At 59.4% G+C, this 15,970-nt stretch carries 12 protein-coding genes and 1 tRNA gene; 2 read left to right on the top strand and 11 right to left on the bottom strand.

The window, feature by feature from the left end:
* Window positions 1-2: 2 nt before the first annotated feature.
* The 11 genes from J2X24_RS10505 to J2X24_RS10455 form a co-directional block, all read right to left on the bottom strand.
* Window positions 3-2,654, bottom strand: coding sequence for a hypothetical protein (locus J2X24_RS10505; protein ID WP_209720720.1), 2,652 nt, complete (start codon window positions 2,652-2,654; stop codon window positions 3-5).
* Complete coding sequence (locus J2X24_RS10500) at window positions 2,655-4,559, bottom strand: hypothetical protein (protein WP_209720717.1); 1,905 nt, start codon at window positions 4,557-4,559, stop codon at window positions 2,655-2,657.
* Window positions 4,559-5,278, bottom strand: coding sequence for a hypothetical protein (locus J2X24_RS10495; protein ID WP_209720713.1), 720 nt, complete (start codon window positions 5,276-5,278; stop codon window positions 4,559-4,561). The genes J2X24_RS10500 and J2X24_RS10495 overlap by 1 nt, the downstream gene beginning before the upstream one ends.
* On the bottom strand, window positions 5,269-6,006 hold the full coding sequence (locus tag J2X24_RS10490) for a hypothetical protein (protein WP_209720711.1): 738 nt from the start codon (window positions 6,004-6,006) through the stop codon (window positions 5,269-5,271). Before J2X24_RS10490 ends, J2X24_RS10495 begins: the two co-directional genes overlap by 10 nt.
* Before the next feature lie 62 nt (window positions 6,007-6,068).
* Complete coding sequence (locus tag J2X24_RS10485) at window positions 6,069-6,443, bottom strand: hypothetical protein (RefSeq protein ID WP_209720708.1); 375 nt, start codon at window positions 6,441-6,443, stop codon at window positions 6,069-6,071.
* Entirely contained in the window at window positions 6,440-8,146 is a 1,707-nt protein-coding gene (locus J2X24_RS10480) for an AAA family ATPase (RefSeq protein ID WP_209720705.1), read from the bottom strand. The genes J2X24_RS10485 and J2X24_RS10480 overlap by 4 nt, the downstream gene beginning before the upstream one ends.
* Entirely contained in the window at window positions 8,143-8,400 is a 258-nt protein-coding gene (locus J2X24_RS10475; protein ID WP_209720703.1) for a transcriptional coactivator p15/PC4 family protein, read from the bottom strand. Before J2X24_RS10475 ends, J2X24_RS10480 begins: the two co-directional genes overlap by 4 nt.
* A 167-nt stretch (window positions 8,401-8,567) precedes the next feature.
* On the bottom strand, window positions 8,568-9,197 hold the full coding sequence (locus J2X24_RS10470) for a hypothetical protein (RefSeq protein WP_209720699.1): 630 nt from the start codon (window positions 9,195-9,197) through the stop codon (window positions 8,568-8,570).
* 1 nt (window position 9,198) lies between these two features.
* Window positions 9,199-9,471 carry a helix-turn-helix domain-containing protein gene (locus J2X24_RS22925; RefSeq protein ID WP_404977821.1) on the bottom strand — a complete coding sequence of 91 codons (273 nt, stop codon included), beginning with the start codon at window positions 9,469-9,471 and terminating at the stop codon, window positions 9,199-9,201.
* Window positions 9,472-9,486: 15 nt separating this feature from the next.
* Entirely contained in the window at window positions 9,487-10,902 is a 1,416-nt protein-coding gene (locus J2X24_RS10460) for a hypothetical protein (protein WP_209720694.1), read from the bottom strand.
* 238 nt (window positions 10,903-11,140) lie between these two features.
* Window positions 11,141-11,230: transfer RNA gene (locus J2X24_RS10455), tRNA-Ser, on the bottom strand.
* A 381-nt stretch (window positions 11,231-11,611) separates the two neighbouring features.
* Between J2X24_RS10455 and J2X24_RS10450 the strand changes: the two genes are divergently transcribed.
* Together J2X24_RS10450 and J2X24_RS10445 are read left to right on the top strand one after the other, a co-directional pair.
* Complete coding sequence (locus tag J2X24_RS10450; RefSeq protein ID WP_209720691.1) at window positions 11,612-12,829, top strand: OmpA family protein; 1,218 nt, start codon at window positions 11,612-11,614, stop codon at window positions 12,827-12,829.
* A 502-nt stretch (window positions 12,830-13,331) separates the two neighbouring features.
* On the top strand, window positions 13,332-15,908 hold the full coding sequence (locus J2X24_RS10445) for a TonB-dependent receptor (protein ID WP_209720688.1): 2,577 nt from the start codon (window positions 13,332-13,334) through the stop codon (window positions 15,906-15,908).
* Window positions 15,909-15,970 lie beyond the last annotated feature (62 nt).

Raw genomic sequence — 15,970 nt, 5'->3', positions numbered from 1 at the left:
GGTCACATCTCGTCCGGACGACGCCAGTTACCGCCCGCGTCCTTGATTGCTGTTGCAGGTGTCAGCTTGCCAACGTTTCGCCCAACCGGACGCATGAACTGGTTTTCCTGAGGTTGCTGTTGCTGTGTCCCGCCGAATAGTCGGCCGAACATATTCGTAGCGCCAGAGCCTGCTGCTACCCGGCCCGCGACAGGTGCTATCGTCTTGCCGATGCGGAGCAGGATGGTCTTCAGCCGGTTGTCAGGCATGGCTTGGATCTGGGCCATAGTGATGTCGCCCCGCTCAAGCATCAAGCGCGCGTAAGCTTCCAGTGTCGGCTTCCCCTTCGCCATCCGCGTCTTGTACCAAACCTGCCGAGCGGGGTTGGCTACCATGTCAACCAAGCTGGACACCATGCCAGCACGGCTCGTTGGCAGTTTGGAGCCATTGGCGCCTGTCGCCTCAGCCAACAGATCGTTTTCAATATCTCGCGTGCTGCCTCGTGACGCCCTGGGCATCATACGCGAGGCATTGTTGCGTACCTCTATGGCGTTGAGGATATCGCGGTGAAGTTTGGCGCCGACTTCTGGCCCAAGGTGCTCGGCAGCAATTGCCAGCTTCTCACGGACAGCCGGTGCATTGAGGGTGTCGAGGAACGCCTTGGGGCCCCCGACGCGCGCACTCATACGCTTGTCAAAGTCCGCGAGAAGGCCCGCAAGGTTTGCTTCCTTCTCCGGACCAGACAGGCCCGCCACGTACTGACGGTACGCGTTCCCGGACGCCCCGCTGAACTGACGCGACGATGCGTCAAAGGCGGCTTTGTTGCGCAGGTAGTCAGACGCCGTATCGAGCGCCTTGGCATAAGTCGGATTGAGGTTGCGGAGTTCTCCTACGAGATCAGAGCGCGCAGCGTCGAGGTCAGAGGCCGTTTCGTTCTTTCCCCGTGCCCTGGCATCGCGGACGGCGTCGTCAAGGTAACGCTTGGTCTTGTCCAGGCGCTCCATTGTGGGCACTTTTTCCTCGATCGCCACCGGAGACAGCCCGCTTTGGCGACCCGCCGCGAAGTCTTCGAGGTTACGAAGCGCGGCATCATCATCTGCCAGAGCTTGCGCAGTCTTACGCGGCGCCGAGCCACCGGGCACGCCAAGTTCACCGATACGCTGGTCCAGCCCTTCAAGGTACTGTCCGCGCGTCGGGTCACCTTCGGCCTGCATCGAGCGCATAGGCTTGCCGCGCGCCTCGTTGCGCAACGCGTCGAGCAATTCCCGTTGGGTAGGCACATCTCTGAAATAGCCCGCTTCCCAAGCCCTAACCGCTGCATCATCGAGCGACATGCCGCCGTCACGCGTTAGCTTCTTCAGCTTGCCGACGCCCGGATTGAATAACATGCGATCGGCATCAAAAGCCGCCAGGTCACCTGTTTTGTCAGCAATACCGCCCATTTCGGCCAGGGTATCCGAAAGAGATGCCGCCGCGCGGTTGGCACGACGCACTCCACCTGTGGCAAGCGCCTGCACGTCATCGAGATATGCTGCGGCATCGCCGGTTGGTGTTCCGGTCGGCAGACTATCGGGGAGGGCCAGGGTCTCGTTGATGTCGTATGGACTACGTCCCTGGTTCAGGATGCCCTTCGTAGCAGGACGCATGGCCTCCTGTACGCCAGGGCGCTGCAGCAGGCCACGTAAGACGGGACTATCGACGGTTTGCTGGTAGGCCTCGTCGTAAAGCGGTTGAGCAGCCTTTTGGCCGCGAACCGTTGCAACGTCGATGTTAGCCTCTGCCGCCTCAGGAACGATACCGGTCCGCTTCTCGGCTGCGCGGTTGATGCGGGCCGGCGTGCTGCTAATGCGATCCGCCATTGCGCCGGTCACATTATCCCGAAGACCCAAATCGTCCATTTCGCCCAAGCGTCGCACGCGCTTCATGCCGCGCTCACCTACCGCTTCTGCGAAAGAAAGATCAGGATTGCGCGCCATGGCATCAGCCGCTTTACTGCCTGCCTTTTTCAGATCCTTCGCAGCCATGCGCAGGGCCGTGCTCTCAGCTTTTGCGGCCTCGCCAGCCTTTCCGAACATATTCACCATTGGGGCGGCTTCTCGCGCGACAGTGCCGGCCTTACCAGCCCCGCCGCCGAAGCCTCCTACCGCCATGCTCCCGGCGGTCATCATTGCCTCGGTCACTTGTCGGTTTGCTTCGCGGCCCTCTGCGCTCTTGCGCTTGATTGGCTCGATCGTCGGTATCAGGGAAAGCATCCCAAGCTGAGGCTGACCCAGGTTGTTCAGACGGAACTCAACGCCAGTGTCGTACATCAGATCCGAGTATGGCCGCGAGCCCGCCTTGATCGGTGCTGAAAACACCGGAGAGGTAGCGGCGCCGATAGCGGTCAGCGCAGTCAGGGCCTGATCCGCAGGATACCGCAGAGCATCCGTGATCCGTCCACCGAAATTGTTCGTCCGCTCGTTCCTGGACCGACGCGCCTCGACGCGGTTTTGCTGTTCGGTAAAGGCGTCCATCGACTCCTTGATACCCCCCTTGTAGTCGTCCAGCACCGAAGGCCTTTTGCCCCGCTTTTGAGGCGCGGACGATACGACTTTAGCCGTGGCCCATGCAGGCGAGTTGCCGCCGGTGGGCGGTGCAGGCTGAACCACCTTTGCTTTTTCCCATGCGTTCGGCATCTATTTAATCCTCACGCTTCCGTCCGGTGCAATAAAGTGCTGGCCGGGCTTGAGGCCATTGAACTGCGCATCATTGTTGACGATGAACGGATTATCTTTTGAGCCGTACTCCGCTCCCGGTTTGAACACCTGGCGGTAGCGCGTGCGCTGCGCATCGTTCATGTTTGCGCCGCGTTGTTGCTGCGGGGAACCTGTCGCAGGTCGGGCGGTAACGGGCGAGGATGACTGATAACCATTGTCCTCACCGTAGGCGGCTTCGTATTGCGCAATCTCGTTTTCGTAAGCTCGGCGCAATTGCTGGAGCTTGGTTATGGCAACGTCGTGCCGATCGGTCAGGTTCGGAATGTACGGTTTTAACCGCTTCACCTCCGTCACGGTCTGAGAAGCACCAGCACGATCATGAATAATCTTCCCGCCGATATTTGCGACCGTTGCGCGAACCTTGACGCCGCTAGGGTCAGCACGTTGACGGATTTCATCGCCAAAATAGTTCGCACCTCCCATAGCCTCGGGGTCGGCTCGGATCATGGCAACCGCCTCGTCAATCTCCCTTATTGCCGACAGGTTGGACTGATACCCCGCCTGTGCCTTGACGGGGACCTGCTTCAGCTTCGGCTTAGCACCTGAAATGACATCAACCGTACCGTCAGGCCTTATCTGTGCAGGCGTGTCTGCGTCGATGCCATAAGTCGCCTTTTCTTGCACTGTCATGAGGCGTGTTTGCGCCTTCGGCCTGCCCTGAATGACGTTTGGGTTGCCGGGTTGACCGCTGTCAAACTGCGCAGGCGTACCGCCGCTTTCCACTCTGAACATAGCTTGAAGAAGCTTATCCTGTGTCGCCGGATCGTTGAAATCTAAGGGCTGGTTGGGCTGAAAGCCGGACATCTGTGCAACCGACTGGATGTAGCCTGCTGTGTCGTTGTTGTCGGACGGCGGGGCGTACTTCGAGACGAGACCTGCTATGGTGTTGATACCGTGCAATCTCTGCTGGTTGGCTAGGTTGATACGTGCAGCACGCACACCATTGTCCTGCGTGTCGAACTGGACAAAGCCTCCGTTATCGACACCAGTCATTCCCTGCCAACGATCCCCACTGTCGCGAAGATTGCCAGGATTGTTGTTTCGGTCCGCGCGCGTGCCGGTGCCGGCTTGATAGCTCTGCTTGCCGAACACGTTCACCGCGGCGCCTTGCGGGGCGGTATTACCGACACCGCCAACGCGAGATGTATTGACCAAAGAGCCGCCATCAGGAACGGCCACCCAATGATCTTTCGCGGGGGCTGTGAACACCGCCTGATTGGTGCGCTGATCATACAGCGTGGCATCCGGCGAAACTTCCGTCAGCTTCGGCAGGGAGACCGCGCCGAGGCGGCGCATCTCGTTGTAGTACCGTTCTATGCTGGCCGTGCTGAAGTCCAGACCCGCAACCTTACTCGGATCTATACCAAACTGCGGAGCCAACTCCAACGCACGCGCCCGACGTTGTTGTTCGGCGGCGCCTGGGTTAGACGGATCGTCCGGGTACGACTCGACAAGCGCCTTGGCCATCTCAGCGCTCCGCCCCAGGGCCGCTACGCCACGGGCGCGGCTTTCTTCGTCGGCGTCGTCGAGGTGCTTGCGGTACTCCCACATCCCCGATGAGGCGGCGAGTTGCTTCGCCCCCGCCACATCGCCCGAGGCCATCCGTTGGCCGATCTGCTGCTTGATGCGCGATTGGTTGTAAACGCCGAGCTGATTTGCTTGCTCTGGATTGACTAGGGCCAGATCAGAGATAGCCGCGTCTGTTTCTCCCCGGGCGTAGCGGGCGAAAGCGTTCTCCGTAGCCTGCTGCTGACGGCGCTCACGCCCGTGCTGACGACCGCTTTGAAACGCGTCATAAATCGAAAAATGGTTCACGTCGGGCATCAGTTCAATTCCCACGGGTTGTAGCCGTAGCCGCCATCACGTCCGTAGGCGCCAAAGCCTGTCGGTTTCTTCCGGCCAGTGCCGAAGACATTGTAGCTGCTGTCCATCTTCGCACCGCCGTAGTCGCCGTATGTCTTGGCGATGTCGGACAGAAACTGGTTGGTCGCGCCCGCGCTCGTGAAGGCGTTAGTCGCGGTCGCATTGGCCAGGAAGTTATTGTTATTGACCGCCATGCCGGCTGCGTTCGAATTGGCGTTCACGTTTGAGCCCGCAGCGTTCAGGCCATTGCCAACCAGCGTCTGCAGGTTCCCCAAGTATTGCTGCCCGAAGGAGTTCGCGACCTTGCCGCCGTAACCGATCGCCGACTTCATTGCGGTGCCGGACTTGAGCTGTCCCTTTAGCGCCAGGTTCGAGTTGAGCGCATCGAGGCCCTGATTGAGGGTGTCCTTGTAACCGGTCGAGTCGCGCCAGGCGTTGAAGGCGGCATCCTGCGACTGAGCACCGTTCAGGCCTAGGAAGTTCTCATACGCGCCCTGCGCTTTTGTGCCGCCCTGGACGAACGGCGAAAGCAGGGCGGTGTTGTCGGCTTGCGTTTGTTTAATAGTCGCTTCGTTCTTGTCGGCCGCGTACTGTGCCGCCTTCTGGCTTTTCTTAGCTGCACCGCTAACCGCGTTTGCTCCGATGGCGGACGCGGCGACAATTGCCCCACCTACTGGCATGAGAGCACCTCCATGTGCCCGTTGCGGACCTGAATGACAGCGTCCTGAATGTCGATAAGAATTGGATGCAGGCCGATCAGGGAAATTTCCGCGTATCCGGCGAACCGCGCCCACCTGTTGTAAAAAGCCACGCCCTTTTCAGCGTTCCCCGCCGCGATCATTAGGCAGGCGGCTCCCGCCGCCCTGTCGTGCGCCTCATCGTCGTAATGTGTGGGCAAGGTTGAACCGGCTGCGATCTTCGCGGCCTCCAATTCTTCGTGAAAGCGCCGACCGGCTGCAAGGCACGCGTCCGAGCGCATGGCCCATTGCTCAATCGTGATGCCGAAATAATCCACATCAGCACCAGTTTCCCAGGCCTTGGGGCGGGTAAAGCGAAGTGTGAAGCCGTTCGCCTCAGCAAACAGCCGCGCCGCCTTGTTGGGGCGCGGCACGCGGGTCAGAACCTCTATTGCATCCGTTTCGGAGAAGATGGTTCCAAGGCTCTCCCGACCAGCCTCCATCGCTGCAGCGCCGCGTCCCTCTGGTGTGAACAACGTATGTACTTCGTAAGTGCCTGGGAAATGTCGGACGGCGACGAAGCCGCCATGCTCGCCGGTGAGGACGTAGTTGGCAGTGTTGCCGACCAGTTCGGTCAGATCGAGTTCGCCATCACCGCCGCCGATGTGTGGGCGCACGGCGGGGTGATTGGCAACGGCGTTCAGATGGGACGGGTCTAAGGTACGCTTCATAGACAATTTTATAAGTCGCTTCGGCTGCGGACGCCCGACAACTGGACGGCATATTTTTGTCGTCACAATTTGCCATCGGGCGTCCTCGCGCGGGGTGATAGGCCGAACTCATCCAAGGTGCGCTCAACGGTTCTGGCGCTCACTTCGTTGCCGCCGTCCCCTTCGATATCCGCAGACAGGATCACGCCCAAATCCCCCTTTGTGTAAGCAGGGTGGAAGCCGAATGGGTAGTGCGTTTGCACATGCTCCAAGATTGCCCTCTGCTGGCGGGTGAGCCTGCTTGGCAGGATCGGGATTTTGTGCCCAAGGTCTTGAGCGCGGCCCAGCGAACCTATCAGCCGCTCCGAAAAAATCGCCAGGAATAGCGCGTCCTGTTTGACGTCTTCCAAGGCTTGGATTTGCATATCTACGAGTGAAGGTTTGGCATTTTCCGTCATGCTGCACCACCCACGCCTTGCGCCTTATCCGCTCCACCACCCCCCCCCCTTTTTATAAGGGGGGGGGTGGTGGACGAAGGTTGCTTCGCTGCTCCACTCTGCACCGCCGCACCTGACGAAGGTGGAGCGCCTACTGTGAAGTAATCCTTTGCAACACGACGAGCGTCGTTGCGCCGGACCCTAGCGAGATATCCGGCATCTTCCCACGCCTTCAGCATGTGCCGGATTTGTTGCTTTGCGCGCGGCATCTCAAGCCCGAGGGCGTCCGCGACCGTATGACCAAGCCAGGATGGGGACTGATGGTCGCAACGTCCCCGATCATCGGCAAGGTAGGCCATAGCCGCGTGGACCTTTGCAACGTCGTCCAGCTTGACAGGCGCTTCGGCAGGCCAGTCCCACGGGGTGACCACGCCGACGTTATCCCCGTTACCGAGATCGACCGAGACGAAGCGATACCATTCCGAACCGCGATTTGCGGGCGCGAGGTTTGCCTTGCCGTTATTGACGCGGAAGTACGGCCAAGCCGCATCCACACCAGCCTTTGCAGCCTCGTCGTCTGTCATGGCATTGAGGACGCGACCAGAGCGAACCGCGCCTATCAGCGAGACCGCGCCACGACTGTCTTCCATTGTGGTTGCCACACCGGACTGACCTTTTTTGACATGGTGAACCAGTTCGACCGCGCAGCCAGTCTTATCGGCAATCCTCGCCCAAGCCTTCACCACTGCGTCAATCGCGCCGTTGTCGTTTTCACTGACACGGTGCGATGAAACAAACGGATCAACGATAACCGCCCCAATGCCGTACTCGGAGATGACGCGGCAGAGCTTATCAACCAGTGCCTCATTGACCACGGTGCAATCGCGCGATTGCGCCGCCATGATCAGATCAGCATCCCGTCCTGAGCCGATCATCAGCCAACCCTCAAGGTCTTCCGGCTTCAGACGGTAATGCAAGCACGCTGCAGCGACACGGCGCTGCGTCTCTTCCAGGGGATCTTCAAGGTTCAGGTACCAGACCTTGACCCGTTCCTCTGGCAGGACACCGAGAAGACCACGACCTGAGGCCAACACAAGAGCCTCGGTAAGGGCGAGCGCAGATTTACCAGAGCCGCCGGGTGCGACGGTGGCAGAGACGAACCGGCGGATATATTGCTTTCCGTAGAGCCATTGCCGGGGCGGCAGCTTGGCGGGATCAGTCCAGGACCACCGGGTCAAAGGCAGGAGCGAGCCTTTGCGGTGCTCGGCCGTGAGCGCCTGAAGTTCGGCCAGGAGCGGCGCCGGATCGAGATTGTCTCGATAGGCGACGGCGAGATCCGCAGAAAGGACTTGCTGGCGCCGGCGGCGAGCCGCAGCTTCCACCAGTTCGATCATCGGGCGAGCGCGCGAAGGGACTCCGCATTTGGCACCGAGGTTTTCCAGCGTTGTCTTTCCACCATAATCGAGGAAATCCCTCAGCTCCACGTGCGTGAGACGTGCGCCGACTGCCTCGGGGAGCGGTTCGCCCCCCTCAGCATAGATTGCCAACAGGGCGCGCCAGATAGCTTGATGCACACCATAGTAATGTGCCTCAGGCGACACGCTACGGGCCACCGGGCGAACATCTGAGTGAACGATGAACAGGCCAATGAGTTCCTCACTGGCATCCGCTGCGGTCAGGTGTTCGCCGGGCTCAATCTGGGGTACGATTGAAAGGGCGCTCATTGTGCGCCCCCATCGATCAGGCCCATAGTACGAGCCTGCGCCTCCGCCTTCTGCAGAAGCACAATCAACGCCGGAAGCGTTGACGCCTTGACCGAGATGCCTTTGCCGGTTGGCTTTGCATCATCATCGGCGCCAGCGTAGATCCGTACATCGACAAGTTTATAGCCTTTGAACTCGGTTAGGCTGACCCGCACAAGTTCCCGGCTATTCTTTTGCACGTCGCCGATCATCACGGGGAATGAAACGTTACCCATGTGCCACCGCCTTCGCAGCCCGAGCCGCAGACAAATGAATGATTGCGCCCATGTTGAGCAGCACCCTCGTTTCGGGTTCATCTGATGACCCGGCCAGCCGAAACAGGGCACGAGCCTTGCGGGCATAGTCGGAAGCGGTGAGGGGACGGTTCAGGATCGAGGCGGGATTACCCATTGGCGCCGCCCTCCGCTACTATCTGCGCCGAGAAAGCCTTCACCATCGCGTCGAAGATATTATCGGACTCAGCCAGGACGGCGCGTGCGCGGGCGCAGGCTTCGGACAGAACCGAAGGGGGAACGTCCGCCACCGCCTTGCGGGCGCGTTCGGCGAGGATTTCGGCGCGTTCGGCTTCTGACGTGACGCGCCATGCCGTGACCTTTGCAACACCGCTTTCACCGATACCCTTGCGGCCCGATTTTGTGACATAGCCGTCTCGGCGCAGATCGCAGACACGGGCGCGGACGGTTGTCAGCAACCAGTGTTCACCGTCTGCTCCCAAGGTCTGTTGAATTTCCTCACAGGTAGCATCGCCAGCCGCCTTGATCAGACCATAGGCGCGGCGGCAACGCTTGCTATGCGACTTGCGGGCTACCTTGGCAGCATCCCGTGAAGTTTCGACCGCGCCCCGGCGAGCCAGCGGGCCGGACACCTTATTCAGCAATTGATCGGGGAGGGGGGATTTGCTATCTTCTGCCTTGTCAGCCGCCGTGGAAAGCACCGACATTTTAGAAGAGCCGTCCGCCTCACCCGCGTGACGGCCTTCGCCGTCTTGAGGGGGCAAATTGCAGGAGGTCATGTTATGCGCACGCCTCCTGAACAAGATTAACGAGGTCAGCCACAGGGACGACCGAGCGGCCCGCGATGCTCCCTATGCGCAGGCGCTTCTCTCTTGCGAGATTATAGATACTTGAGCGCGAGACGCCGATGAGAGCAGCAGCGTCGTTGATGCAGACTGAAAGCGGTTGAAGCCCGGTTTTACCGATGGGTGCGGGTGCGGGTGCGGGTGCGTCAGCGTTTGTTTGAAGCAAGCTAATGTCTCCATTGGGTTGGAGACATCCAGATACGACCACATCAGGCCACGGTCGTCAGCCCTGCCGATTTTGCTGAAATTGCTGTTTTTGCGGATTTTGCGCGCGAACCAAATCAGCAAGTTCCGGCAAAAGTGCGTCTCGGTACTTTCTAACATTAGAGGCAGAGCAAGGAATTTTGTCTGCACCTAACTCACTGCTCAAATCCTCGCACGATACATCGAATAGATGCCGTCGCGATGCCAGGGCATTGCATATCCGGATTTTCGATATGTCCCCGTTGGCGTAACGCCAACTGTGCAGCGGGGGAATTTCTGGCCAGTGCGAAGCTAGCAACAGATTATCGGCTACATCGGTAAGGTCCGTTGGCTTCGCGCGATCGAAATCTGTGGAAGGTGCGCCATGTTGAGGCGTGCTTGCAGCGACGACATCTCCGCGCAATTCTGCTAGCGGAAAAGACAATACACCGAAGCCGTCAACCGATCCGATGTAAACTTCCTCGGGTGGATCCTTATAGCGATCACCGATCACTTCACCGCAAAACCGGCGCAAAGGCCATTCGTGAGCGTCAATCCACCCTCCACGATAGCGGGCGCGGACCTCACCCCGCTCCAACTGCCTGCGCAGCGTGCGAGCCGGCTGCGAATCAACAACAGGAAACTCTTCGAAACTGGCGTCGCATCCATTGAAGAACTCGGTCAGGTATCCAGCAGGGTCGTCCACCAGCATATCAAATACGCCGGAGCGCGTTAGGATCGCGCGAACTCGCGCCGCTGCCCGCATGTCCTTGAAACCTACGAGAAGCAACGCGCTCACAAGGTCACAGTGCGGAGCTTGTCGCAGAGCATCTTCTACAGCCTGCTGGTAAGCCGCGAATTGTGGCGATGACAACAGGGTGCGGCGGAAGGCATCCGAGTTCATGAACGCGTTCCGCGCAGGCGGGTAGGATTTGCGCAGACGGTCAATTACCGTAGCAAATTGTTCCTTATCGATCAGCATGGGGACATCATACCGCGCAACCCCGCCGACGATGGCAGCGCCTCGTCCAGTTCGCCACGCCTCATAGTCGCTGTTCCGTGCCTCATCTGTGATCATCTGGCCATAATACACAGCACACCCCTCTGATGGGACATGAGGGAGCACCCGGTAAAGTCGGCCCGCGTCTTCGTACCAGAACGTCAATCGGCCAGCGCGGCGCTCACGATCCAACAATACGGACACAGCGATCCCCCGCATAGTCTCGCACATCTCAGCCATGGCGCCGTCGATGTCACCGCGCGGGACCTGATGAATAGACTTGCTGCCCTGTTCCCCCTTACCCAGTTCTACGCCGAAGCGGTCTAGGTCAAAACCGACTAGACCAAGCACAAGCCCGTCGACACGTCCATGTTCTCGAATAATTTCTGAGGCCGACCCGAACGCCTCGTCGCTGCGGAGATAACCAGCCGGAATTACAGCTAATGCACCATTCATACGTACACCACGCCACCCTGAAGGGGGCGCGGGAAACTGCCGGGTGTGGGGCAGCTTATCGAATGGCCGTTCTATCCCGCGCGAATCAGCGACCGCAGAGCGGACCGCGAGAACAAAGATAGTACTGACGCGAATCGCTGTCTATCGACGGTTACGACCGTCCACACCTGTAAAGTATGGGGCAAAGTATGGGTTTTGGGCCGCACCGGCTAAAAACCCCAAAAATTCCAATGGTGAATGGCGGAGAGGGTGGGATTCGAACCCACGGTAGGCTTGCACCTACGCCGCATTTCGAGTGCGGTACATTCGACCACTCTGCCACCTCTCCGTATTCAGGTGTACCGGCCATTTCTGGCTCCGGTCAGCGGCCGCGAAAGGGCCGTGGGTCGTCAGGAGGCGTGTTCCTACTCATAGGATTCGGAATTCGCAAGCCTTTTATCGACACTTATGGGATTTTTATTCGCTCTCTCTGGCACGGGATGGCTTTTTTACTGCCGAACACGGCCTAAATGCGGCGATGCAATGGCGTCGGCGTGAGGCGTGGCTTTCAGGTGTCAGTCACAACCAAACGGGACTAAATGCGCACAATTTTAACCAAACGCGCAATTCGGTGCTATGCAAAATGGCTTCGTAAAGTTATGAAAGCCTGTTCTTTATGCATCAGCCAGGGTATCGGCTGGTCGATTGATGGCCAAGAGAGGGCAAGAAGATGAAACTCAATTTGCTAGCGGGCGCTGCGCTCGCTGCACTGGCGGTTGCGACTGGCGCATCCGCTGAACAAGCTAACGGGTGGTACGGCGCTCTTGACGCCGGCTACAACTCGATGGGTGATTACAAGGCACGCTCGGCCAACAACATGGTCGACGGCGGTCCTTTCGTTTACGACATTTCGACGGAAGACACCTGGGCTGGCTTCGCTCGCCTCGGCTACCGCTACAGCCCGAACTGGCGTGTTGAATTCGAAGGCGGCTATCGTCCGGGTGACGTCGACACCGCCATCGGCTTCCCGCGCACCTATCCGGGCAGCGCCAGCACGCGCGACACCGCGCTCTGCACGCCGAGCGTAATCCGTACGGCTTCGACGGAATGCGGCGGTCCGGAAGGTTCGCTGACCCAGACCAGCCTGTTCGTCAACCTGATCTATGACATCCTGCCGGAATCGACCTTCCATCCGTTCGTCGGCGTGGGCGTTGGTCTGAACCAGGTTAAGGCGAAGATGATCGGCCAGTACTCAACCAGCGCCGCTGGCCGTGTCGATCACTTGACCATCGAAGGCACGGACACGGTTCCGGCGGTTCAACTGCTGGCCGGTCTGGCTTGGGAACTGTCGGAGCGCCTGAGCCTCGACCTGACCTACCGCTATGCCGCTTCGGAAAAGGCGACCTTCGAATCGATCTCGTCTCATCCGGTCGCTGGCTGGACGCCGGGCGACTTCGAGGGCAAGCTGAACGACCAGACGCTGTCGGTCGGCCTGCGTTGGGCCTTCGGCCAGGAAGCTGCGCCTCCGCCGCCGCCGCCTCCTCCTCCGCCCCCGCCGCCGCCTCCTCCGCCGCCTCCTCCGCCCCCGCCTCCTCCGCCGCCACCGGCGTATGAAGCGCGCGAATTCACGGTTTACTTCGAATTCGACAAGTCGGACCTGACTGCTGACGCGCAAGCCGTTGTTTCGGCCGCCGCTGACTACGCTAAGGCCGGCAACGCCGCCCGTATCGTCGTCGTCGGTCACACCGACACCTCGGGCTCCGCGGCCTACAACATCCGCCTGTCGGAACGTCGCGCCAAGACTGTCGCTGATGCCCTGGCTGGCCTTGGTGTTGACGCCACGAAGCTGGCCGTTGACTGGAAGGGTGAAGCTGAGCCTGCGGTCGCCACCGGCGACGGCGTGAAGGAACCGCTGAACCGTCGTTCGACGATCGACATCACGTTCTAATCGAACGCTGTCACGCTAAAACCGAAGCCCGGTCTGGAAACAGACCGGGCTTTTGTTTTGCAATTTGTTGCTGACGATATCTTTCTGCGCTGCAATATATTTTGATTTTCCGTTGTATTTTTATTTTCTAACATCGATACGCGAAGCGACCGTTGCGCAATTATCTCATTTCAATGGAAACAATATATCTAGCGAAATGATCCATATTTACACATAGATATGGTGTTCTGAGCTGGTTTCGGCCGGGCGAAAGCGCGGCAAAATGTAACCGCTGTGTCGGTATCTTGTGTGACAATAAGGCAGCAATCCCTTGTGTTCATGGGTTTTGTCACGAAAGCTTCGCACTTTTCGCTCAAAACCTGCCTGAAAACCTACTAAAGGATTAACACCTTAATCCGCGAACATCTGAAGACGAGTTGCCGTTCACCAGACGAGCAGCACGGAACGCTTGTGCGCTGCGGTGGGTTTGTGTGCTTTGAACCTGGAGAGGGGATACTCCCGAATGAAACTGAATAAAACACTGATCTTGGCCAGCACGGCATTTGCCGGTTTGGCCGTCGCCACGGGCGCCTTCGCTCAGTCCACCGCCACCCAGGACCTCGACGCGCCGACCCAGGAAGTCGTCATCCGCGGCAACAAGGCTACCGGTCCGATTCGTCGCGAATCCGGCCCCAAGGCCAAGGCCACGATCGATCAGGGCACGATTTCGAAGAGCACCGCCGGCCAGACCATCATCGAAACCCTGAACCTGGTCCCGGGCTATAACTTCACCAACAACGACGCCTTCGGTTCGTCGGGCGGCAACATCATGATGCGCGGCCTGAACGGCGACCGCGTTTCGCTGACCGTCGACGGCACCCAGTTGAACGACTCGGGCAACTACGCCATCTACTCCAACCAGCAGATGGAATCGGAACTGATCTGCTCGGCCACGGTCCAGACCGGCGCCACCGACGTCGACTCGATGTCGGCTTCCGCCACCGGCGGTACGATCAACTACACGACCTGCAAGCCCGAAGATGAAATGGGTGGCGTCGTAAAGGTAAGCTTGGGCTCGCAGGACTTCAAGCAACTGTTTGTCCGCCTCGACTCGGGCAAGTTCGGTCCTTGGGGCACCAAGGCATTCTTCGCCTATTCCGGCCAGAGCTACGACACTTGGACGCGTGAGCCGAATGTCGATCCGGACATCAATCCGCACCTGCAGAAAAACCAGTACAACTTCCGCATCTATCAGGATCTTGGTGACGAAGGCTCGTTCATGAGCCTGTCGGGCCACTGGAACGAAAACCGTAACCACTTCCAGTTCGGTCCCTCGACGCCGCAGCGCGAATGTGACACCAATACGGCGGTTGGTGGCTCGGCCGGTAACGTCGCGCCGTTCTGCGGCTACGACTACAGCTCGATCAATGCCGGCAACATCAACCCGTCGAATACGGGTAACCTGCGCGGCCAGTCGAAGTGGGTTCTCAGCGATAAGCTGACCCTGACGGTTGACCCGACCTTCCAGTACACCCTGGCCAATGGCGGCGGTAACTCGACCCTGGCGGAAAACAGCCCGCAGCTGCGCGGCGCCAATTATGGCACGGTTGCCGGTGTGAACCTCAATGGTGATAGCGATGTCGCCGACACGATCACCATCTACCGTCCGAACACCACCAACACGCACCGTTACAGCGTCAACTCCAGCCTGATCTATCAGGTCACGGACTCGCAGATCGTGCGTTTCGGCGCCTCGTTTGACCGTGCTCGCCACCGCCAGACTGGTGAAGCGACCCTGGTTGACGAAAACAACGCCGCGATCGACGTCTTCGGCGGCCGTACCAACCACGACCTGCGCATCAAGACGGCCGACGGTTCCTACTGGAAGCGCCGTGACCGCCTGTCGAAGGCCAATGTCGACGTCTTCTCGTTCGAATATCGCGGCCGCTTCTTCGACGACGCCTTGTTCGTGTCATTCGGTGTTCGTGACCAGAAGCTGACGCGCGAACTGAACCAGTTCTGCTACTCGCCGATCAACGGCACGGGTTCGACGGCGCCGTATTGCACGACGCAGGTCCCGACGAACTCGGTCACCATGTCGGACGGCGTCAAGGTTGTCGCGATCCAGAGCAGCGGCACCAATGCTGCGACGACCAGCCTGTACTTCTCGCCCTATTCGCGCACGGTCTCCTTCAAGAAGACCCTGCCTAACATGGGCCTGACGTATCGCATCAACGAAGGCAACCAGGTGTTCTTCACCTACGCCCAGTCGATGTCGTCGCCGCGTACCGACAGCTATTACGGCGCCGTCTTCGATACGCCGATCCCGACGACCATGACGCTGACAAACTCGGCCCAACTGACGACCAACAGTGCGTGGGTCCAGGCCAACGCGCTTTCGGTTGCCAATCCGGAGCCGGAAACCAGTGAAACCATCGAACTCGGCTATCGCTACCGCGCACCGACGCTGCAAGGTACGGCGACCTTCTTCTCGGCCGTTGACGATAACCGCATCATCCAAGCCTTCGACCGCGACTCGGGCGCTTCGTTCGACCGTAACGTCGGCCAGGTGAAGCGTAACGGCTTCGAAGGTTCGGCGGCGTGGACGCCTCTGAGCAACCTGGTTCTGAACGGCAGCGTGACCTACACCGACGCCGTGATGCAGAACAACCTGGAATACGCCAAGACCGCGACGGGCGTCGGCCGCTACCTGATGACCAAGGGCAAGCAACTGACCGAAATGCCGAAGTGGATGGCTACGGCGGGTGTGAACTACCAGGCTACCAGCAGGCTGAACGTCGATGTGACCGCCAAGTATGTCGGCGACCGTTTTACCACGGACGTCAACGACGAAGTGGCGGAAGGCTTCGTGAAGGTCGACGCCGCGGTACGCTACGACCTGCCGTTCCTGAAGCAAGGCACCTATCTGCAGCTGAACGTCGTCAACCTGCTCGACGAACAGTATCTGGGCTCGATCACCTCGCAAAACAACGCCTTTGCCTACACCGACAACACCGGTGCGGTGAAGAACGGTACGCGTCCGTTCATCAATGTCGGTGCACCGCGCACCTTCGTTCTGTCGCTGCGTACCGCGTTCTAAACCTTACGGTTTGAGGGCTAAGATAGCGGCCTCCGGAGTCATCCGGAGGCCGTTTTCTTTTG

The sequence above is a fragment of the Asticcacaulis solisilvae genome (genome assembly GCF_017875235.1).
GTDB lineage: Bacteria > Pseudomonadota > Alphaproteobacteria > Caulobacterales > Caulobacteraceae > Asticcacaulis > Asticcacaulis solisilvae_A.
The sequence above is the reverse complement of the archived record's forward strand: the minus strand, read 5'-3'. Positions and strand labels throughout refer to the sequence as shown.